Origin of the sequence: Prescottella subtropica (genome assembly GCF_005434945.1) — a bacterium.
In the GTDB taxonomy this organism is placed as follows: domain Bacteria; phylum Actinomycetota; class Actinomycetes; order Mycobacteriales; family Mycobacteriaceae; genus Prescottella; species Prescottella subtropica.
In genome coordinates, this window is record NZ_SKCH01000014.1 from 12,200 (window position 1) to 31,138 (window position 18,939).

Annotated in this window: 21 protein-coding genes; 14 read left to right on the forward strand and 7 right to left on the reverse strand. The window is 70.7% G+C overall.

Annotated features, from left to right (window positions below; translation table 11 throughout):
* The first annotated feature begins 32 nt into the window (after nucleotides 1-32).
* Together E0497_RS13410 and E0497_RS13415 are read left to right on the forward strand one after the other, a co-directional pair.
* Nucleotides 33-200: a DUF3117 domain-containing protein gene (locus E0497_RS13410; protein WP_003931055.1), complete on the forward strand. Its 168-nt coding sequence runs from the start codon at nucleotides 33-35 to the stop codon at nucleotides 198-200.
* Nucleotides 201-297: 97 nt separating this feature from the next.
* The gene (locus E0497_RS13415; protein WP_137725304.1) at nucleotides 298-1,170 is read left to right on the forward strand and encodes a putative RNA methyltransferase; all 873 of its coding nucleotides are present in this window, start codon (nucleotides 298-300) and stop codon (nucleotides 1,168-1,170) included.
* Here E0497_RS13415 and glgA read toward each other — a convergent pair.
* A complete protein-coding gene (gene glgA / locus E0497_RS13420) occupies nucleotides 1,157-2,323 on the reverse strand; it encodes a glycogen synthase (protein ID WP_137725305.1) in 1,167 nt (388 codons plus the stop codon). The two genes, E0497_RS13415 and glgA, sit on opposite strands and share 14 nt — an antisense overlap.
* 98 nt (nucleotides 2,324-2,421) lie before the next feature.
* Between glgA and glgC the strand changes: the two genes are divergently transcribed.
* Entirely contained in the window at nucleotides 2,422-3,636 is a 1,215-nt protein-coding gene (gene glgC, locus E0497_RS13425) for a glucose-1-phosphate adenylyltransferase (RefSeq protein ID WP_137725306.1), read from the forward strand.
* A 24-nt stretch (nucleotides 3,637-3,660) separates the two neighbouring features.
* On the opposite strand, the gene E0497_RS13430 is transcribed toward glgC, so the two are convergent.
* The gene (locus E0497_RS13430; RefSeq protein ID WP_137725307.1) at nucleotides 3,661-4,293 is read right to left on the reverse strand and encodes an O-methyltransferase; all 633 of its coding nucleotides are present in this window, start codon (nucleotides 4,291-4,293) and stop codon (nucleotides 3,661-3,663) included.
* 294 nt (nucleotides 4,294-4,587) lie between these two features.
* Between E0497_RS13430 and sigE the strand changes: the two genes are divergently transcribed.
* The 4 genes from sigE to tatB all read left to right on the forward strand — a co-directional run bounded on the left by sigE (nucleotide 4,588) and on the right by tatB (nucleotide 7,532).
* A complete protein-coding gene (gene sigE, locus E0497_RS13435; RefSeq protein ID WP_137725308.1) occupies nucleotides 4,588-5,205 on the forward strand; it encodes an RNA polymerase sigma factor SigE in 618 nt (205 codons plus the stop codon).
* A 14-nt stretch (nucleotides 5,206-5,219) separates the two neighbouring features.
* The gene (locus E0497_RS13440; RefSeq protein ID WP_137725309.1) at nucleotides 5,220-5,579 is read left to right on the forward strand and encodes a zf-HC2 domain-containing protein; all 360 of its coding nucleotides are present in this window, start codon (nucleotides 5,220-5,222) and stop codon (nucleotides 5,577-5,579) included.
* 22 nt (nucleotides 5,580-5,601) lie between these two features.
* Complete coding sequence (locus tag E0497_RS13445) at nucleotides 5,602-7,068, forward strand: S1C family serine protease (RefSeq protein WP_421958345.1); 1,467 nt, start codon at nucleotides 5,602-5,604, stop codon at nucleotides 7,066-7,068.
* An 83-nt stretch (nucleotides 7,069-7,151) separates the two neighbouring features.
* Nucleotides 7,152-7,532, forward strand: a complete 381-nt coding sequence (gene tatB / locus E0497_RS13450) for a Sec-independent protein translocase protein TatB (RefSeq protein ID WP_137725310.1) — start codon at nucleotides 7,152-7,154, stop codon at nucleotides 7,530-7,532.
* Nucleotides 7,533-7,568: 36 nt separating this feature from the next.
* Here tatB and E0497_RS13455 read toward each other — a convergent pair whose 3' ends face one another.
* From E0497_RS13455 to E0497_RS13470, 4 genes are all read right to left on the reverse strand, one after another.
* Nucleotides 7,569-8,705, reverse strand: a complete 1,137-nt coding sequence (locus E0497_RS13455; RefSeq protein WP_137725311.1) for an Mrp/NBP35 family ATP-binding protein — start codon at nucleotides 8,703-8,705, stop codon at nucleotides 7,569-7,571.
* Between the two features lie 38 nt (nucleotides 8,706-8,743).
* Nucleotides 8,744-9,853 carry a lytic transglycosylase domain-containing protein gene (locus tag E0497_RS13460; RefSeq protein ID WP_137725312.1) on the reverse strand — a complete coding sequence of 370 codons (1,110 nt, stop codon included), beginning with the start codon at nucleotides 9,851-9,853 and terminating at the stop codon, nucleotides 8,744-8,746.
* Nucleotides 9,854-9,946: 93 nt separating this feature from the next.
* Nucleotides 9,947-10,459 (reverse strand): DUF1003 domain-containing protein, encoded by a 513-nt coding sequence (locus E0497_RS13465; protein ID WP_137725313.1) that lies wholly within the window; start codon nucleotides 10,457-10,459, stop codon nucleotides 9,947-9,949.
* Nucleotides 10,452-11,726, reverse strand: coding sequence for a magnesium transporter MgtE N-terminal domain-containing protein (locus tag E0497_RS13470; protein ID WP_137725314.1), 1,275 nt, complete (start codon nucleotides 11,724-11,726; stop codon nucleotides 10,452-10,454). The genes E0497_RS13465 and E0497_RS13470 overlap by 8 nt, the downstream gene beginning before the upstream one ends.
* Nucleotides 11,727-11,782: 56 nt before the next feature.
* Here E0497_RS13470 and E0497_RS13475 point away from each other — a divergent pair, with 56 nt between their 5' ends.
* Both E0497_RS13475 and E0497_RS13480 read left to right on the forward strand, forming a co-directional pair.
* The gene (locus E0497_RS13475; protein WP_137725315.1) at nucleotides 11,783-12,745 is read left to right on the forward strand and encodes an HpcH/HpaI aldolase/citrate lyase family protein; all 963 of its coding nucleotides are present in this window, start codon (nucleotides 11,783-11,785) and stop codon (nucleotides 12,743-12,745) included.
* Nucleotides 12,746-12,838: 93 nt separating this feature from the next.
* Nucleotides 12,839-13,324 (forward strand): general stress protein, encoded by a 486-nt coding sequence (locus E0497_RS13480; RefSeq protein ID WP_137725316.1) that lies wholly within the window; start codon nucleotides 12,839-12,841, stop codon nucleotides 13,322-13,324.
* Here the strand turns inward: E0497_RS13480 and E0497_RS13485 are convergent.
* Nucleotides 13,255-14,766 (reverse strand): MFS transporter, encoded by a 1,512-nt coding sequence (locus E0497_RS13485; protein WP_241665868.1) that lies wholly within the window; start codon nucleotides 14,764-14,766, stop codon nucleotides 13,255-13,257. The two genes, E0497_RS13480 and E0497_RS13485, sit on opposite strands and share 70 nt — an antisense overlap.
* Before the next feature lie 125 nt (nucleotides 14,767-14,891).
* Here E0497_RS13485 and E0497_RS13490 point away from each other — a divergent pair, with 125 nt between their 5' ends.
* From E0497_RS13490 to E0497_RS13510, 5 genes are all read left to right on the forward strand, one after another.
* A complete protein-coding gene (locus E0497_RS13490) occupies nucleotides 14,892-15,476 on the forward strand; it encodes a suppressor of fused domain protein (RefSeq protein WP_137725317.1) in 585 nt (194 codons plus the stop codon).
* A gap of 25 nt (nucleotides 15,477-15,501) precedes the next feature.
* Nucleotides 15,502-16,350, forward strand: coding sequence for a PHP domain-containing protein (locus E0497_RS13495; RefSeq protein WP_137725318.1), 849 nt, complete (start codon nucleotides 15,502-15,504; stop codon nucleotides 16,348-16,350).
* Nucleotides 16,347-16,664, forward strand: a complete 318-nt coding sequence (locus E0497_RS13500) for a hypothetical protein (protein WP_241665869.1) — start codon at nucleotides 16,347-16,349, stop codon at nucleotides 16,662-16,664. Before E0497_RS13495 ends, E0497_RS13500 begins: the two co-directional genes overlap by 4 nt.
* Nucleotides 16,665-17,001: 337 nt before the next feature.
* Complete coding sequence (locus E0497_RS13505) at nucleotides 17,002-18,192, forward strand: NAD(P)-dependent malic enzyme (RefSeq protein ID WP_137725319.1); 1,191 nt, start codon at nucleotides 17,002-17,004, stop codon at nucleotides 18,190-18,192.
* 118 nt (nucleotides 18,193-18,310) lie between these two features.
* Entirely contained in the window at nucleotides 18,311-18,928 is a 618-nt protein-coding gene (locus tag E0497_RS13510) for a type 2 periplasmic-binding domain-containing protein (protein WP_137725320.1), read from the forward strand.
* The last annotated feature ends 11 nt before the right edge of the window (nucleotides 18,929-18,939 follow it).

An 18,939-nucleotide genomic window follows, 5' to 3' on the forward strand; every position in this document is an offset into this window, starting at 1 on the left:
GAAAGCCGGCGCAGATGTGGAGGGAGCAGAGGATGGCGGCCATGAAGCCCCGGACCGGGGACGGTCCCCTCGAGGCAACCAAAGAGGGACGAGGAATCGTCATGAGGGTTCCGCTCGAGGGCGGCGGACGTCTGGTCGTCGAACTCACGCCGGAGGAAGCTGCGGCGCTCGGGGACGAACTCAAGGGTGTCACCAGCTGATTCCCGTCGAAGACGTGCACGGCCGGGTCGAAAAGACCCGGCCGTCGTCTTCACCGGTGAATCGGAACGTTTTCTTCCGAAAGGCACGGCAGTACAGGTGCTTGCCGACGTGTGCGCGCTACTCGCGTGCCCGCAATGCGGTGACGGACTCGACCTCACGGCAGGCGAGGCCGACGCCGCGCGCACCCTGGTGTGCGCACGGGGCCACAGTTTCGACATCGCCCGGCAGGGGTACGTGACCCTGCTGACGGGTGCCGCCAGCAAGTTCACCGGCGACAGCCCCGACATGATCGCCGCCCGCGTCGCGTTCCTCGACGCCGGGCACTTCGCGCCCCTCATGGATGCGGTCGCCGACGCCGTCGTCGAGACCGCCGGCGCGGGTGTGCCGCCGCGGATCCTCGAGGTCGGCGCCGGTACCGGCCACTATCTCGCGCGGGTGCTCGACGCGTCGCCGTCCGCGCACGGCGTCGGACTGGACGTGTCCAAGCCGGCGGCCCGGCGTCTGGCCCGCGCCCATCCGCGGGCTGCCGCCGTCGTCGCCGACGTGTGGCGTCAACTCCCCGTCCGCGACCACGTCCTGACCCACGTGCTGTCGGTGTTCGCGCCCCGCAACGCCGCCGAGATCGACCGGGTACTCGCCGAGCGCGGCATCCTGGTCGTGCTCACCCCCACCGAACGGCATCTGCACGAACTCGTGGATCTGCTCGGCATGGTCCGGGTGGACGACCGCAAGGTCGAACGGCTCGGCGAGACCGTGGCCGGACGCTTCGACCGTCTCGATCGCACGCCGGTCGAGGTGCGGATGCTGTTGTCGCACCGTGATATCGAGAACCTCGTCGGGATGGGGCCGTCGGCCCGGCACCTGACGCCGGAACGCCGCGCCGAGGCGATCGCCGTGCTGCCGGAGCCGTTCGCGGTGACCGCGTCCGTCGTCGTCTCGACCTACCGGCGCACCGCTACCGGCGACTGAGCACGTCCGCGTACACCACGAGCGTCTGCTCGGCGATCCGCGTCCACGAGAACTCGGCGGTCGCCCGCACCCGCCCGGCCCGCCCCATCGCGGCCGCCCGGCCCGGGTCGGTCGCGACGTCGTTCACGGCCGCGGCCAGGGCACGCTCGAACGCGTCCGGCTCGTAGCTGTCGTAGTGGATCAACCTGCCGGTGACACCGTCCTGCACGACCTCGGGGATGCCGCCGACATCGGACGCGACGACGGCCGTCTCGCAGGCCATCGCCTCGAGGTTGACGATGCCCAGCGGTTCGTACACCGACGGGCACACGAACACTGTTGCCGCGGAAAGCAGCTCGCGCACCTGATCGGTGGGCAGCATGTCGTGGATCCACACCACACCGGACCGTCGGGAGGAGAGTGCGGCGACGGCGGCGGCGGTCCCGGCCGCCAGTTCCGGGGTGTCGGGTGCGCCCGCGCACAGCACCAGTTGGATCGACGGATCGAACAGGTGGGCCGCCGCGACGAGGTGGTGCAGGCCCTTCTGTCGGGTGATCCGGCCGACGAACACGACGATCGGACGGCGCGGGTCGATGCCGTACCGGTCGAGCACCGACCGGCCGGGGACCGGTCCGGGATGCCAGACGTCGGTGTCGATCCCGTTGTGCACCACGTGGACCCGTGTCGGGTCGATCGCCGGGTACGTCGCCAGCACGTCGGCGCGCATACCGGCGCTGACCGCGACGACGGCGTCGGCATGCTCGAACGCGGTGCGCTCGGACCACGACGAGACCCGGTAGCCGGGGCCGAGCTGCTCGGCCTTCCACGGCCGGCGCGGCTCGAGCGAATGCGCCGTCACCACGTGGGGGACGTCGTGCAGCTGCGATGCCAGATGGCCGGCCAGGCCGGTGTACCAGGTGTGGGAGTGCACGATGTCGACGCCGGCGGCGGCGTGCGCCATCCGCAGCTGGGTGGACAGGGTGCGCAGCACCGGGTCGGCGTCGGCCAGGCCGGGATCGGGTGCGTGCACGGTCGCGGTGTTGCGGGCAACCCCCGAACAGTGCACGTCGACGGTGCACAGGCCGCGCAGGTGGGTGACGAGTTCGGTGACGTGGACCCCTGCGCCGCCGTAGATCTCGGGGGGATATTCCTTCGTCATCATCGCAACGCGCACCGGCTGAACGTATCCGGCGGAACCCGCCCTCGGCCACCTCCCGGCCCCGTTCCCTGCAACGCTGGCGGCGGTCGGTGCCCGCCCGATAGGTTGACCGTGTGAGGAGTCAGCCCCATGTGCTCGGGATCGTGCTCGCCGGCGGCGAGGGTAAACGCCTCTACCCGCTGACCGCGGACCGGGCCAAGCCCGCCGTCCCGTTCGGTGGCGCCTACCGGCTGATCGACTTCGTGCTCAGCAACCTCGTCAACGCCGGGTATCTGCGGATCTGCGTCCTCACCCAGTACAAGTCGCATTCGCTGGACCGGCACATCTCGCAGACGTGGCGGCTGTCCGGGTTCGCGGGGGAGTACATCACCCCGGTGCCGGCGCAGCAGCGACTCGGCCCGCGCTGGTACACCGGCAGCGCCGACGCGATCTTCCAGTCACTCAACCTCGTCTACGACGAGGACCCCGAGTACATCGTGGTGTTCGGCGCCGACCACGTGTACCGGATGGACCCCGAGCAGATGGTGCAGCACCACATCGACTCCGGCGCCGGGGTCACCGTCGCCGGGATCCGGGTGCCGCGCAGCGAGGCGTACGCGTTCGGCTGCATCGACAGCGACGAGTCCGGACGCATCACCCAGTTCCTGGAGAAGCCCGCCCACCCGCCCGGCACCCCCGACGACCCGAACGTCACGTTCGCGTCGATGGGCAACTACGTGTTCACCACCAAGGTGCTCGTCGACGCGATCCGTGCCGACTCCGAGAACTCCGACTCCGACCACGACATGGGCGGCGACATCATCCCGGCACTCGTCGACGCCGGACTCGCATCCGTCTACGACTTCAAGAACAACGTGGTGCCCGGGGCGACGGACCGTGACCGCGGCTACTGGCGGGACGTCGGCACCATCGACGCGTTCTACGACGCCCACATGGATCTGGTGTCGGTGCACCCGGTGTTCAACCTGTACAACCGGCGGTGGCCCATCCGCGGCGGCGCCGAGAACCTTGCGCCCGCCAAGTTCGTCAAGGGCGGACTCGCCCAGGAATCGGTGGTCGGGGCCGGGTCGATCCTGTCCGCGGCCACCGTCCGCAACTCGGTCCTCAGCTCCAACGTCATGGTCGAGGACGGCGCGACCGTCGAGGGCAGCGTCCTCATGCCCGGCGTGCGGGTCGGCAAGGGGGCCGTCGTCCGCCGCGCGATCCTCGACAAGAACGTCGTCGTCGGCGAGGGCGAGATCATCGGCGTCGACCTCGAACGGGACCGGCAGCGGTTCGCCGTCAGCAACGGCGGTGTCGTGACGATCGGCAAGGGCGTCTGGATCTGACGGGCCGATCCGCTCAGCGCACCGTCACAGCCGGGCGGCGCACAGCAGCCCGTCACCCACCGGGAACAGCACCCGGGTCAGACGGTCGTCGTCGCCGATCGTCCGGGTGGCCTCCCGGACCGCGACCGTGGCGGCATCTCGCTGGCCGGGGTCGACGATGCGGCCACCGAGCAGCGCGTTGTGCAGGACGATCACCCCGCCGGGACGTAGCAGTCGCACACCCTCACGCACGAAATGCGGCAGATCCTCGGGGACGTTGTCGACGAACACCAGGTCGTACGCGGAATCCGCGAGCCGCGGCAGCACGTCGAGGGCGCGGCCGTTGATCAGCCGGGTCCGTGACGGCGCGACCCCCGCATGTCGGAAGGCCTGCTTCGCGGCGTGCTGATGCTCGGGTTCACTGTCGATCGTGGTGAGTACGCCGTCCTCACGCATGCCGCGCAGCAGCCACAGCCCGTTGACGCCGGCACCCGCACCGACCTCGACGACCGTCTTCGCGTCGAGCATCCTGGTGAACAGGGCGAGCGCCGCCCCGACCGGGGGCGGTACCGGAACAGCGCCGAGCTCGACGGCCCGATCGCGTGCGGTGGCCAGCATCTCGTCCTCGAGGACCATGTCCTCGGTGTGGGTGAGAATCCGTTCGGCGTTCGTGTACACGCGGTAAAGGCTAGCCGGGTGGGAGCGCACCGTCGTCACGGCTCGCTCGCATAGCCCGCCGCCGCCGACGGCCGGCGAAATTCTCAGCCGACCCTCAGCTTGCTCATAGTGCCCACATATCGGCACCCGACAGGGTGAATGCAACGCCGGACGAGAAGACCGCACGGCGGGACGATCACACAGACGAGCCACGTGGGCAGTGGCCGGGAACAAATCCGTGTTCCCGGGAGTTGAAGCCCACAACCCGTACGTCACGTGATCCGCGGTCCCGAGTAGGAGGATCCACCCATCCACATGATCGACGCCGAACGCACACTCCCGATCTCCGGCGACGCGCCCGCACCGACGGGCACGGCCGCGTTCGACGCCACGGGGGACCAGGCCGCGATGCCGTCCTGGGACGAACTCGTCCGCGAGCACGGTGACCGCGTGTACCGGCTCGCCTACCGGCTGTCCGGCAACGCCCAGGACGCCGAGGACCTGACACAGGACACGTTCATCCGCGTGTTCCGGTCACTGCAGAACTACCAGCCCGGCACGTTCGAGGGCTGGCTGCACCGCATCACCACCAACCTGTTCCTGGACATGGTGCGCCGCCGCAACCGGATCCGGATGGAGGCGCTGCCCGAGGACTACGACCGGGTGCCGTCGGACTCGCCGAACCCCGAGCAGATCTACCACGACGCCCGGCTCGCCCCGGACCTGCAGTCCGCACTCGACTCGCTGGCCCCCGAGTTCCGTGCGGCCGTCGTCCTGTGCGACATCGAGGGCCTGTCGTACGAGGAGATCGGTGCCACACTGGGCGTCAAACTGGGTACCGTCCGCAGCCGTATCCACCGGGGACGGCAGGCGCTGCGCGAGCATCTCGCGGCCGGTGGCAAGGTGGAGTCCGGACAGATCGGCGTGGGGTAGGGATGGAGGCTTCGATGACGCAGACGCGTGGACCTCGCAGGTTCGGGTCGACCGAGCATCTGGCGAGCGAAGCGATCGCCGCGTACGTCGACGGCGAACTGCGCATGAACGCCTACCTGAGGGCCTCCCAGCACCTGTCGGTGTGCCCGGACTGTGCGTCGGAGGTCGACGCGCAGCAGCAGGCCCGGATCGCGTTGCGCCGGGCCGCATCCGAGTTGTCGATGCCCAGCTCCCTGCTCGGTGTGCTGAGCCAGATTCCGCGCTGTCACCAACCCGACCCGGACCCCGTGCCGCCGCGGCCCGCGCCGGGCATCATCTCGTTCGATCCCGACGGTGATCTCGCGCGCCGGTGGCCGTTCCGCCGTCGGCGCTGAGATTTCGGCGATACTGGCACGCGTGAACGACGCACCCGAGCGCAGCCGACTCGCGCCCCGACCGATCTACCGGCCGGACGTCGACGACGCCGCCGCACAGGCATTCGGCCGCCCCGACGACGTGGCCGGACCGTTCGGCCCTCGCACGCCGCCCCTGCCCTCGTCGCCGTCGCCGTCGTCACAGGAACACGGGGTCGTGCACGTCGGCCCGCCCGACGCGGTCCTCGCGGAGGCGTTCGGCCGCCCGCACGGTGCCCCCGACTCGCTGCAGCGCGGACCGGAACCCGCCGCCGCCGAGTCCGTCGCCGCGCCCGCCGACCCGTGGCGCGACCCGGCGGCCCCGGTACACCTGGGTGCGCCGGGGCAGGACACTCCGGCCCCGCCGCCGCTGCCCGACGCGCCGAAACTGACCGTCCGCGACGTGCTGCTCGGGGAGCGGGTCGAACGCAAGGCCCTCGCGATCCTGGCGGCACTGTCCCTCGGTATCGGGCTCGTCGGCGGACTCGTCGCCGTCGCGGCCACCGCCGACCGCGGCGCCCTCACCGGCAACCGGGTCACCCTGTCCCGGTCCGGGTCCGGCGACACCCCCGCCGGCCGGGTCGCGGAGGTCGCCGACGCCGTGCTGCCGTCGGTGGTGTCGATCCAGGTGTCGCGCGGCGATCAGTCCGGCACCGGATCCGGGGTCGTCGTCGACGGCGGCGGCTACATCGTCACCAACAACCACGTCGTCTCCATGGCGGCGGACTCGGCGGACGCGTCCATCCGGGTCACGTTCTCCGACGGCACGAAGGTGCCCGCGCAGATCGTCGGCCGCGACACCAAGACCGATCTCGCGGTCCTGAGAACCGACGCCACGAACCTCACCGTCGCCCGACTCGGTGAATCGTCGAACGTGCAGGTGGGGCAGGACGTCGTGGCCGTCGGCTCGCCGCTGGGCCTGAGCAGGACCGTCACCCGGGGCATCGTCAGCGCCCTGGACCGACCGGTGCGGCTGACCGGGGAGGGCACCGACACCGACGCGGTGATCGACGCCGTCCAGACCGATGCCGCCATCAACCCCGGAAACTCCGGTGGCCCGCTGATCGACATGGAGGGCCGGGTCGTCGGCATCAACTCGGCGATCCGCTCGCAGAGCGGCGGCTCGGTGGGCCTCGGCTTTGCCATCCCCATCGACGACGTCACCGCCGTCGTGCAGGAACTGATCCGCACCGGCGTCATGCACCACCCGGAGATCGGGGTCAACGCCCGCACCGTCGTCAACGACGCCACCAGCGGCGCCGAGGTCGCCAACGTGCAGTCCGGCAGCCCCGCCGAGCGGGCCGGGATCGTCGAGGGCGACGTGATCGTCGAGGTCGGTGACCGGACCGTGGGCAGCGCCGACGAGCTCGTCGTCGCGGTCCACGAGCAGACCGTCGGTCAGCCGGTCGGGGTGCAACTGGTGCGCTCCGGACGGATCGTGGACGTGCAGGTCACCCCGACATCGGACTGACCGCCGATGGCCGGTACGTGATATTCGGGTGAATTTCGACGATCACACGAGATATTCGGGCCGTGACCACGTACTCTGAAGCGGTGTTTGGCAACATCGGTTGGGGCGAATTCATGGTGCTCCTCGTGGCAGCGCTCGTGATCCTCGGACCGGAACGGCTCCCCGGGGCCGTCGGTTGGGTCACCAAGACCATGCGTCAGGTCCGCGACTACGCGAGCGGCGCGAGTCAGCAGCTCAAGGACGAACTCGGCCCCGAGTTCGACGACCTGCGCAAGCCGCTGGCGGATCTCAACGAACTGCGCGGCATGAGTCCGCGCGCCGTCATCACCAAGCATCTCCTCGACGGCGACGACTCGATCCTCACCGGCAACTTCGACGGCACACCCCCGAAGAACGGGTCGACCCCGGCCGAGAAGCCGCTGACGGCGGGCGAACGCCCGCCGGTCGACCCGGACGCCACGTAGGACGCGACGCCCGGCCGGCCGGTGGTCGGCGGTCGCTCAGAGATGCCGGACGGTGTCGATGCCCAGCGACATCCCGGCCAGGCCACGCGACCGGACGGACAACTTGTCGGCGATCGCCCGCAGTGCGGAACCTGCCGGTGAGTCGGGGGCACTCAGCACGATCGGTGTACCGGCGTCGCCGCCCTCCCGGACCGCCTGCTCGAGCGGGATCTGACCCAATAGCGGAACGTTCGCGCCGACCGCGCGGGTGAGTCGGTCGGCGACCGCCTGACCGCCACCGGAACCGAACACCTCCATGCGGGTGCCGTCCGGCAGTTCCATCCACGACATGTTCTCCACGACACCGGCGATGCGCTGACGGGTCTGCAACGCGATCGCGCCGGCCCGCTCGGCGACCTCGGCCGCCGCCTGCTGCGGTGTCGTCACGACCAGGATCTCGGCGCCCGGAACGAGCTGGGCCACCGAGATCGCGACGTCACCGGTGCCGGGCGGCAGGTCCAGCAGCAGCACGTCCAGGTCGCCCCAGAACACGTCGGCGAGGAACTGCTGCAGCGCGCGGTGCAGCATCGGCCCGCGCCACACGACGGGGGTGTTGCCCTGCGTGAACTGGGCGATGGAGATGAGCTTCACGTCGTGCGAGACCGGCGGCATGATCATCCGCTCGACCTGGGTGGGCTTGGCGTCGGTGCCGAGCATGCGCGGCACCGAGTGGCCGTAGATGTCGGCGTCGAGGACACCCACCGACAGGCCCTTCGCGGCCATCGCGGCCGCGAGGTTGACGGTGACGCTGGACTTGCCGACACCACCCTTGCCGGACGCCACCGCGTACACGCGGGTGAGGGAGCCGGGCTGGGCGAACGGGATCACCGGTTCGGTGGAGTCGCCGCGCAGCGACCGGCGCAGCTCGGTGCGCTGCTCGTCGCTCATCACGTCGAGTTCGACCCGGACGGTGCCGGCGCCCTCGACGTCGGCGACGGCCTTGGTGACCCGCTCGGTGATCTCGGTGCGCAGCGGACAGCCCGCCGTCGTCAGATAGATGCCGATGTCGACGCTGCCGTCGTCACCGATCTCGATGCTCTTGACCATCCCGAGTTCCGTGATGGGTTTACGAATTTCGGGGTCCTGCACCTTCGAGAGTGCGGTGCGGACGGCGGTCTCGGTCAGGGCTGACATGCCCACCATGGTATGCACAGGCTCACACGGGCCTGCCGTCACGGGGCCGTCGGCGGCGGGCAGAACAGCAGGCACGGCAGTTCCGGCAGGCCAGGGATCTCCGGCAGCCGGAGGGGGGCCGGCATCGACGCCGGAACCGGGGCGCCGTCGGTGGTGGGCGGGACCGCGCCGTCGGTGGGGGCCGGCGTCGAGGGGGCGGCCGGATCGGACGGCAGCGGCGCCGCGACATCCATCTCGGAGTCGGCGGACCGTTGCGGCGGCACCGGGGTGACGGGCACCGCGGGGGCCGCGGTGCCGCCGGACCGGTAGGCCACCGACCACGCCAGGACGTTGCCCAGGTAGGTGGTGGAGTTGTTGTAGCGCAGCACCGCCCGCGACTCCTGCGCCGGATCGCGCAGATCCAGGCCGCCGGCGCACAGGTAGCGGGCCGAAGCGAGGGCCGCGTCGAACACGTTGTTCGGATTCGCGACCCCGTCACCGTTGCCGTCGGACGCGTACCGCGCCCACGTACTCGGGATGAACTGCATCGGGCCGACCGCACGGTCGTGGGTGGCGTCGCCGTCGAGCAGACCGCCGTCGGTGTCGGTGATGATCTCGTTGCCGGCCAGGTGGCCGTTGAGGGTGGGGCCCAGGATCGGGGTGATCGTGGTGCCGGACGCGTCCGTCTGCCCGCCCCCGGCATGGTTCGACTCGATCTTCCCGATCCCGGCCAGCAGGTGCCACGGCAGCCCGCAGTTCGGCTGCGTGCTCGCCATCGTCAGCTCGGCGGCCCGGTAGGCGTTCAGGACGATCTCCGGGATGCCGAGCGGGCCGACGACGACCGGCACCGGGACGCTGCGCGGTGCGGTGGACAGCGGGAACCCGGGGGCCGCGGAGGTTGCCGAGGGGGCTGCTGCCGCGGCGGCCGGGATTTGGTCCGCGGTGCGCAACTGCCGTTCGGGGCGCGGTGCGGACGGCACGATCCCCACGGTCGGGATCAGCGCGGCCTGCGCCTGCGGTGGGGCAGTGGTGGGGCCGGTGCTCGCGGCGGGCGCCGCGACCTGCGTCACCGGGTCCGGGGTGTCGAACACGCCGCCGGCCGATGACGCTGCGGTCACGACTCCGGCGAGAACGAGGGCGGACACACCGACGATTCCACGGACACGCACGCTAGGACCCCTCCTTGCAGGACACCTGCATCCACACTCACACAGCACATTCCGGATGCTCCGACGGGAACATCTCGAACGCTGTGACACACGTTACATATCGGTGACGCGTCGTGCTGTGGAACGGGTGGTGTCGTCCCGCTCGACGAGCAACTGCCGGATGTCGTCGAGTTCGCGGCGCAGATAGTCGCGGGTCGCGACCTCACCGACCGCCAGACGCAGCGCGGCGAGCTCGCGGGCCAGGAACTCGGTGTCCGCCTTCGTCTGCTCGGCGCGGGCCCGATCCTCCTCGAGCGACACCCGGTCCCGGTTCTCCTGCCGGTTCTGCGCCAGCAGGATCAGCGGTGCCGCGTACGCGGCCTGCGTCGAGAACGCGAGGTTGAGGAGGATGAACGGGTACGGATCCCACTGCAGTCGCACCGCGGAGATGTTCAGGACGATCCACACGATCACGATCACCGTCTGGATCACGAGATAGCGTCCGGTCCCGAGGAACCGGGCGATGGATTCGCTGACCCGGCCGACGGCCTCGACGTCGATGTGGAGTCGCAGGCCGCGCGTGCCGCGGGGAGTGTCGAGCCGCTGGCGACCGCCGAGTTCACTCATCGTCGTCTTCCTCTTCACGCCAGTCGGTGGGCAGGAGATGGTCGAGGACGTCGTCGACGGTGACGGCGCCGAGTAGGTGATGTTCGTCGTCGACGACGGGTGCACACACCAGGTTGTAGGTGGCGAAGAACCGGGTCACCGTGGTGAGCGAATCCTCGGGGTCGAGTCGCGGCAGGTCGTCGTCGAGGACACCGCCGACCAGCGACGCGGGCGGTTCGCGCAGCAACCGCTGCAGGTGCACGCAGCCGAGGTAGCGGCCGGTCGGGGTCGCCGTCGGCGGCCGGACCACGAACACCATGCTCGCGAGCGCCGGGGTCAGGTCGGCGTTGCGGGCCCGGGCCAGCGCCTCGGCGACCGTCGTCGACGGGGTGAGCACGACCGGCTCCGGGGTCATCAGGCCGCCCGCGGTGTCGGGGGAGTGCTCGAGCAGGCGTCGCACCGGCTCGGAATCCTCCGGATCCATCAGCTGCAGCAGCGATTCCGCGTCGGTCGCGGGGAGCCCGCCGAGGACGTCGGCGGCATCGTCCGGGTCCATCGCCTCGAGGACGTCGGCGGCCCGCTCCACCTCGAGGTGCAGCAGCAGGTCGGTCTGGTCGTCGGCGGGCAACTCCTGCACGACGTCGGCGAGGCGTTCGTCGTCGAGCGCGAGCGCCACCTCGTGGCGGCGTTTCTCCGGGAGTTCCCGCATCGCGTGCGCGACGTCCGCCGGCCGCATGCCCTCGAACTGCATCAGCAACTGCGAGACGCCCTGTCCGGGCATCGCGAGCGCGGTCGGGGTGAGGCCGTGGACGTGCGGCCAGTCGACGACGTGGATCGCGGACCGCCGGCCCAGCCGGCCGCGGTGCGCGCGGACCGCGACCCGCGAGACCACCCAGTCGCGGGTGCGGGTCAGCTCGATGCCGAGGTCGACGACGACGACGTCGGCCCCGATCGTTCCGGTGACCTCGGGGTCGTCGATCCGGACGTGCGAATCGAGAACCTGGGCGAGGGCCAGGATCTCGGTGGGACGCTGGTCGAACCGGCGCAGGCTCACGTTGCCGGTCTTGAGGGTCACCGATCCCGGCTCGATCGCGGTGACCCGCAGCATCGGCACGAAAATTCGTTTGCGGGTGAACATTTCGAGGACCAGGCCGAGAACGCGCGGGGGTTGTCGGCCGATCCGGATGGTGAGCACCACATCCCGTACCCGGCCGATCGATTCGCCGTCCGGTCCGAGGACCACCAGGCCGGCGAGCCTGGCTGCGAAGACCTTGTTCACAGCTGCCATGATGAGAAGGCTAATTCCTCGCCTCGTGCCGCACTGAATTCGGAGGGCAGCCGATCATGACCACTCGCTTCCGGCCTCGTCGATCGGTCCTGGCGGTGCCCGGCTCGAGTCGCAAGATGATCGACAAGGCGAAAGGGCTTCCCGCCGACGCACTCTTCCTCGATCTCGAGGATGCGGTCGCGCCGATCGCGAAGGCCGAGGCGCGCGGGCGGATCGTGGACGCGTTGAACGAGGACGGCTGGGGTGAGCAGCTCAAGGTCGTGCGCGTCAACGACTGGACCACCGAATGGACGCACGCCGACGTCGCCACGGTCGTCGCGGGGTCCGGTGCGAACCTGGACGCGATCCTGCTGCCCAAGGTGCCCGATGCGAGTCACGTCCAGGCGCTGGACCTGCTGCTCACGCAGATCGAGAAGGCCAACGGCCTCGAGGTGGGCCGGATCGGGATCGAACCGCAGATCGAGAACGCGGTGGGACTGCGGAACATCGACGCGATCGCGTCGGCGAGCCCGCGGGTGCAGACGCTGGTGTTCGGTCCGGCCGACTTCATGGCCAGCATCGCCATGCGCACCCTCGTCGTGGGCGAGCAACCCGAGGGCTACGACCGTGGCGACGCCTACCACCACATCCTCATGACGATCCTGTTGGCGGCCCGCACCCACGACCTGCAGGCGATCGACGGCCCGTACCTGCAGATCCGGGACGTCGAGGCGTTCCGGCGGTCGGCGCAGCGCACCGCGGCCCTCGGTTTCGACGGCAAGTGGGTGCTCCATCCCACCCAGATCGACGCCGCCAACGAGGTGTTCAGCCCGCGCCAGGAGGATTTCGACCAGGCCGAGCTGATCCTCGACGCGTACGCGTTCCACACGTCCGCGGCCGGTGGCGCGCGCGGCGCGGTGATGCTCGGTGACGAGATGATCGACGAGGCGAGTCGCAAGATGGCGCTCGTGATCTCGGCGAAGGGTCGCGCCGCCGGCATGACCCGGACATCGAGTTTCACCCCGCCCGACAACGGGTAGGCGCCGCCGTGGCGCGGCGGGCACAATTGAAACGAGTACCGGGTATCGGTAAAACCGGACATAGTGTGCGCCGCCGAGCAGGAGACGAAGACGATGACCAATCCACTCTCACAGCCCAACCGCGGCCGGGGGCTGCCGACGCCGCCCACGGGCTGGCCGATCGGCTCGTACCCGACGTATGCCGAGGCGCAGCGGGCCGTGGACTACCTGTCCGACCAGCAGTTCCCGGTGGAGGACGTCACCATCGTCGGCGTCGACCTCATGCAGGTCGAGCGGGTCCTGGGCCGGTTGACATGGCCCAAGGTCATCGGCGGCGGCATCGTCTCGGGTGCGTGGCTCGGCGTGTTCTTCGGCCTGCTGCTGGGCGTCTTCACCGGCAACGTGCTCGGCCCGTTGGCCGTCGGCATCGTCGGCGGCATCGTGTTCGGGCTGATCTCCACGACCATCCCGTACGCGACGACCCGCGGCACCCGCGACTTCTCGTCGACGATGCAGCTCGTCGCCGGACGCTACGACGTGCTGTGCGATCCCAAGACGGCCGAGTCCGCGCGGGACATGCTCGCCCGGCTCGCGCTCTGAGGACGGCCGTCGATCTCGGGGCCGTGCCGGCGCGCGGTGCCCACGAACACGCACAGCGTCGCCGCCACCGCGCACACCGCACCGAACCCGAACGCGGCGACGTACACCCACACCGCGGCCGGAACCGGACCGCCTCCGTCGGGTGACGTGACCGCCGCCGCGAGCATCGTGGCCAGCAGTGCGCTGGCCACCGAACTGCCGACGGTCCGGGCGATCGAGTTGACGCTGTTCGCGACCCCGGTCAGCTCCGGCCGGACCTCGGCGACCAGGAGGGCCGGCATCACGGCGTAGCCGAGGCTCGTGAACGCGGACGTCACCATCGACGCGGCGACCACCTGCCACGTCGCGTCGTGCGCGAGGATCAGCGCGCAGAAGCCGGCGACCCCGAGGACACCGGCGCCGGTCATGACGGTGCGGGCACCGAACCGGTGGATGAGGACTCCGCTGCACATCGACACCACGACGCCGACCGACGCGCCCGGCAGGATGTAGACCAGCCCGGCATGCATGGGGGTGGCGTCGAAGCCGTACCCGGACACGGCACGGTCCGTCTGCACGAAATACGTGAGTGCGGTGATGTTGACGAACATCCCGGCCCCGACGAACACTCCGGCGACGTGCGTGCAGACGACCGGCCGGTGCGTGAGCATCGACGTCGGCACCAGCGGCTGGTCGCTGCGCCGCTCGAACACGAACCATCCGGCCAGCACGACGATCCCGGCGAGCGCGCACCCGATCGTGGTGGGCGAGGTCCAGCCCCAGCCGCCGCCCTCCGACAGGGGCAGCAACACCAGGACCAGACCGACACCCAGGAGTGCGGCACCCGCCCAGTCGACCCGTCCCCGAACCTGATTCACGCGGGCGGGCACGACCACCGCCACCCCGGCGATCGCGATCACGGTCAGGGCCGTCGCGAGCCAGAATGCCCGCCGGTAGTCGCCGTCCGGGGGCACCACGAGCCCGATCAGGACCATGCCGACGGCACCGCCGAACCCGAGGGTGCCCGACAGCAACCCCATCGCCGACGTCAACCGCTGCGCCGGCAGTTCCGCCCGCAGGATCGCCAGACACACCGGGAACGCGGCGAACGACACCCCCTGCAGGGTCCGGGCGGCGATCAGCAGCGGCAACGATTCGGTGAGCGCCGCGAGCAGCGATCCGGCGAGCACGATCGACAGGACCGCCAGCAGCACGGTGCGTTTACGGCGCAGATCCGCCATCCGCCCGGCCACCGGCGTCATCACGGCCGCCGAGAGGAACCCGGCGGTCAGCGTCCAGCCGACCGCGGTCGCGTCGGCGTCCAGTTGGTGTCCGATGATCGACGCCAACGGCAGGACGACGGTCTGCTGCGTCGACACCACGAGGATGACGAAGCACAGGGTGGCGGTCAGCAGCGGCTTCGGTGGTGTCGCGGTCACGGGCGGCGTCGGGTGCAGAGACAAGGGAACTCCAGAGATTCGGTGAACCCTGGCTACCGCGACGGCCGCGGGGCCGCCAAACGGTGTCCCTGTGGGTGGGAGGATCCACCCGGTCCGGGGCCGGGTACCCCCTGGTGTTGGATGGACGGGTGACCGACGTTGCCGCCGCTGTACGCGCCCACCTCGACCGGCACCTGCCCGGCGCCGACCCGACCGCCGCGTCGGTGACGTTCCTGGGACTCGAACCGATCGACGTCCTGCGCTATCCCGGTGACGGTGACTCGCCCGTCCGCTACGCCACCCTCGGTTGCGCACGGCACCCGATGGGGGACCCGAGCGAGATGGTCGCCGACCCGACCCGCGGCCCGCGCGCCGAACTGGTGCTCACCCTGTCCGGGGGCGCCGGGGTGGCGTCCAGTGTGCACCGCACCCTCGCGGTGCTGGCGGCGTCGCCGGCGGTCGAGGGCATCGTGCTGCGCCCGGACTCGCTGATCGACCTGGGGGAGCCGCTGTGGACGGGGGCACCGTTCACGGCAGTGCTGCTCGGCGAGAGCGACATCCCGGACCTGACGTTGCCGGATCCGATGGATCCGGTGCGTTTCCTCGAGGTGGCGCCGCTGACCGGTACCGAGGCCGCGTGGGTGCGGGTGCGGGGCGCCGCCGCACTGCGGGACGCGTGGACCGAGGCGGGCATCGACATCCGCGATCCGGCTCGCGGCGCCGCCACCCTGTAACGGCCGACCTGACACACTGGCTGTCGTGCGCATCGATCTCCACACCCATTCGACCGCATCCGACGGCACGGACACCCCGGCCGAACTCGTGGCCGCGGCGGCCGAGGCCGGGATCGACGTTCTCGCGATCACCGACCACGACACCACCGCCGGCTGGGCGGACGCGGCCGCGGCCCTGCCGCCGCGGATGCGTCTGGTCCGGGGCATGGAGATGTCGTGCGAGGGGCGCGGCGAGGACGGCCGGCCGGTGGCCGTGCACCTGCTCGCGTACCTGTTCGACCCGAGCGCACGGGATTTCGCCGTCGAACGCGAACGGCTGCGCGGTGAACGGGTGGCCCGGTTGCGGGCGATGGCCGGGAAGATGGAGGCCGCGGGCCTGCCGATCGACGCCGACACCGTGATGGCCGACGCCGGCCCCTCGGTCGGACGTCCGCACCTGGCCCGGGCGCTGGTCCGGGCCGGGATCGTCGACAGCATCGGTGCCGCGTTCACGGACCTGCTGTCGACCCGCAGCCCCTACTACGTCGAGAAGGCCGACACCCCGCTCGAACATGCCGTCGACATGGTCGCGGCCGCCGGCGGGGTCACGGTGATCGCGCACGCACGGGCCCGCAGCCGGGGACGGCTGCTCGACCTCGACCACATCCGGGAACTCGCCGACCGCGGACTCGGGGGACTCGAGGTCGACCACCCCGACCACCACGCCGACGATGCGGCGCTCCTGCGTTCTCTCACACGGGAACTGGGCCTGGTCGCCACCGGATCGTCCGACTACCACGGGACGAACAAGACAATCGAGCTCGGCCGGCACACCACCGACCCCGAATCGTTCGACGCGCTCGTCGCCCGCACGTCCGGGGTGCCCGTGCTGTGAGCTACCGCGGATACGGCACCGGTGTACGCCGCACGGACGCGTGGGCCGTGCGGATGTTGCGCGTGCTGTCGGGGGTGATCGCCGGTGGCGTCGTCGTCCTCACCGCCGTCGTCGCGGGAGTCGCGTACCTCGCGTCGAACCGCGACTTCCCCGGTCCGGGACGCGAATCGCTCGCCGCGCACGTCGCCGCGAGCGTCGTCGTGATCGTGTTGCAGGTGCTCGCCGACCGTCGCCGCGGGGTCGCGGCAGCAGCGTCCTCGACCGCGGTCCTCGCGGTTACCGGACTGTTGCTGTGGACCCAATGGTGGACGTGACTGCCGGCACATCCTCACAGGTGGGGGCCGGTTTCGGTGAGGCGCTGACCGATCCGACGGATTTGATCACTGCCCGCCGATGGTGCAGAATCAGTGCACTCTCGCGCGCGAGCCGACCGGCCGTCGCAAGAGGTTTCAAGGTGGCAGAACTTGTGCCAGGGCCCAACCCCCGCCCGGCGCCATCACGCTCCGGCAGTGGTGCGGCCGACCGCGCGCCCCGGTAGTAGCAAACGATCAATCCTGTGCTCGAAGTGCCGTGTCGGATTTATCCACGCCGATCCGGTTACTTCTCAGTAACCAGGACCCGAGTGAGTCCGGTCTCAAGAGGAGTGTCATCGTGTCCCCTGTGTCTGAAGCTTCCGTAACGCCAAAGGTCGAAATTACCGACGAGGATATTTTTGCGGGCCACATCGGTGGCAAGCTCTCGGTCGAGACCACCGCGCCCCTCGGTTCCCAGCGTGCGCTCTCGATCGCGTACACGCCCGGCGTCGCGCAGGTCAGCCGCGCGATCCACGCCGACGAAACCCTCGTCGACCGCTACACGTGGACCAGCCGCCTGGTCGTCGTGGTCAGTGACGGCTCGGCCGTCCTCGGCCTCGGCGACATCGGCGCCCGCGCGTCGCTGCCGGTCATGGAGGGCAAGTCGGCGCTGTTCAAGAACTTCGCCGGCCTCAACTCCATCCCGCTGGTGCTCGACACCAAGGACCCCGACGAGATCGTCGAAACCCTCGTCCGGCTGCGTCCGAGCTTCGGTGCAGTGAACCTCGAGGACATCTCGGCGCCGCGCTGCTTCGAGATCGAACGCCGCGTCATCGAGGCCCTCGACTGCCCCGTCATGCACGACGACCAGCACGGCACCGCGATCGTCGCGCTCGCCGCGCTGCGCGGCGCCGCCAAGGTGCAGGGCCGTGACATCGCCGCACTGCGCGTGGTGGTCTCCGGTGCCGGCGCCGCCGGCGTCGCCTGCACCAACATCCTGCTCGCCGCCGGCGTCACGGACATCACCGTCCTCGACTCGAAGGGCATCGTCTCCGCCGACCGCGGCGACCTGAACGAGATCAAGGTCGACCTCGCGGCCCGCACCAATCCGGCCGGCCGCACCGGCGGCATCATCGAGGCCCTCGACGGCGCCGACGTGTTCCTCGGTGTCTCCGCCGGCACCGTGCCGGAGGAGATCATCGCGACGATGGCCGCCGACGCCATCATCTTCGCGATGTCCAACCCGGACCCCGAGGTCCACCCCGACATCGCGAGCAAGTATGCGGCGATCGTCGCCACCGGGCGCAGCGACTTCCCGAACCAGATCAACAACGTGCTCGCGTTCCCCGGCGTCTTCAAGGGCGCCCTCGACGCCGGTGCCCGCCGCATCACCGAGGGCATGAAGCTCGCCGCCGCCGACGCGATCCTGTCGGTCCTCGGCGACGAACTCGCCGTCGACAAGATCGTCCCCAGCCCGCTCGACCCGCGCGTGGCCCCCGCCGTCGCCGCGGCCGTCGCGCAGGCCGCCAAGGACGAGGGCGTGGCATAGCGTTCCCGCGCACCGTATCCGAGCGCCCCGGCCGTCCACCTGGACGGCCGGGGCGCTCGGCGTTCGAGGCCTGCGACGATGGACGCGGCACGACGCACACGAGATCGGAGACGAGACGGTGGAAGCGACACACAACACCCGGGCGGCCCGCTGGGCGGTGCTACCACTGGCCGTCGCCGTCCTCACCGGCTGCAGCGTCGACACCACCAGTGCCGTCGCCGGGCCCGCCACCCCCGACCCCGTCCGGATCGGCGCCTCCGCCACCACCGAGAACGAACTGATCGCCCGCCTCTACGCCGGTGCGCTCGACTCCTCCGGGCGCGCCGTCGAACTCGTCCTCGGGCTCGGGGACCGGGCCGACCGCATCGCCGCACTCGACGCGGACCGGGTCACCCTGGTACCCGAACGCACCGAACCGCTGCTGCACTGGTTCGAGCCGGATGCGCGCGTCGCCGATACCGACGCCGGTGTCGATGCCGACGCCGCCGACGGCACCGACCCGGTCTTCGCGGCCCTGTCGCGGGCGTTGCCCGCCGACCTCGCGGTGGCAGAGGTCGCCGACGCCGACGTACTACCGCTGTTCCGCAGCGGCGGACTGGGCGCCGACGACATCAAGGGCCTCAGTGTGGTCCTGCAGCTCACCGCCGCCGACCTCGACACGATGGTGGCGCGGATCGACGCCGGCGAGGCCTCGTCCGCCGACGCCGCGGGGGAGTGGCTCGGCGACCACCTCTGACCGCCGAGCCA

Coding starts and splice junctions, on each gene's coding strand:
- E0497_RS13410 (WP_003931055.1), top strand. CDS start 33: ATGGCGGCCATGAAGCCCCGGACCGGGGACGGTCCCCTCGAGGCAACC.
- E0497_RS13470 (WP_137725314.1), bottom strand. CDS start 11,726: ATGGCAGCTGTGAACAAGGTCTTCGCAGCCAGGCTCGCCGGCCTGGTG.
- sigE (WP_137725308.1), top strand. CDS start 4,588: ATGATCGACGCCGAACGCACACTCCCGATCTCCGGCGACGCGCCCGCA.
- E0497_RS13475 (WP_137725315.1), top strand. CDS start 11,783: ATGACCACTCGCTTCCGGCCTCGTCGATCGGTCCTGGCGGTGCCCGGC.
- E0497_RS13455 (WP_137725311.1), bottom strand. CDS start 8,705: ATGTCAGCCCTGACCGAGACCGCCGTCCGCACCGCACTCTCGAAGGTG.
- E0497_RS13480 (WP_137725316.1), top strand. CDS start 12,839: ATGACCAATCCACTCTCACAGCCCAACCGCGGCCGGGGGCTGCCGACG.
- E0497_RS13465 (WP_137725313.1), bottom strand. CDS start 10,459: ATGAGTGAACTCGGCGGTCGCCAGCGGCTCGACACTCCCCGCGGCACG.
- E0497_RS13440 (WP_137725309.1), top strand. CDS start 5,220: ATGACGCAGACGCGTGGACCTCGCAGGTTCGGGTCGACCGAGCATCTG.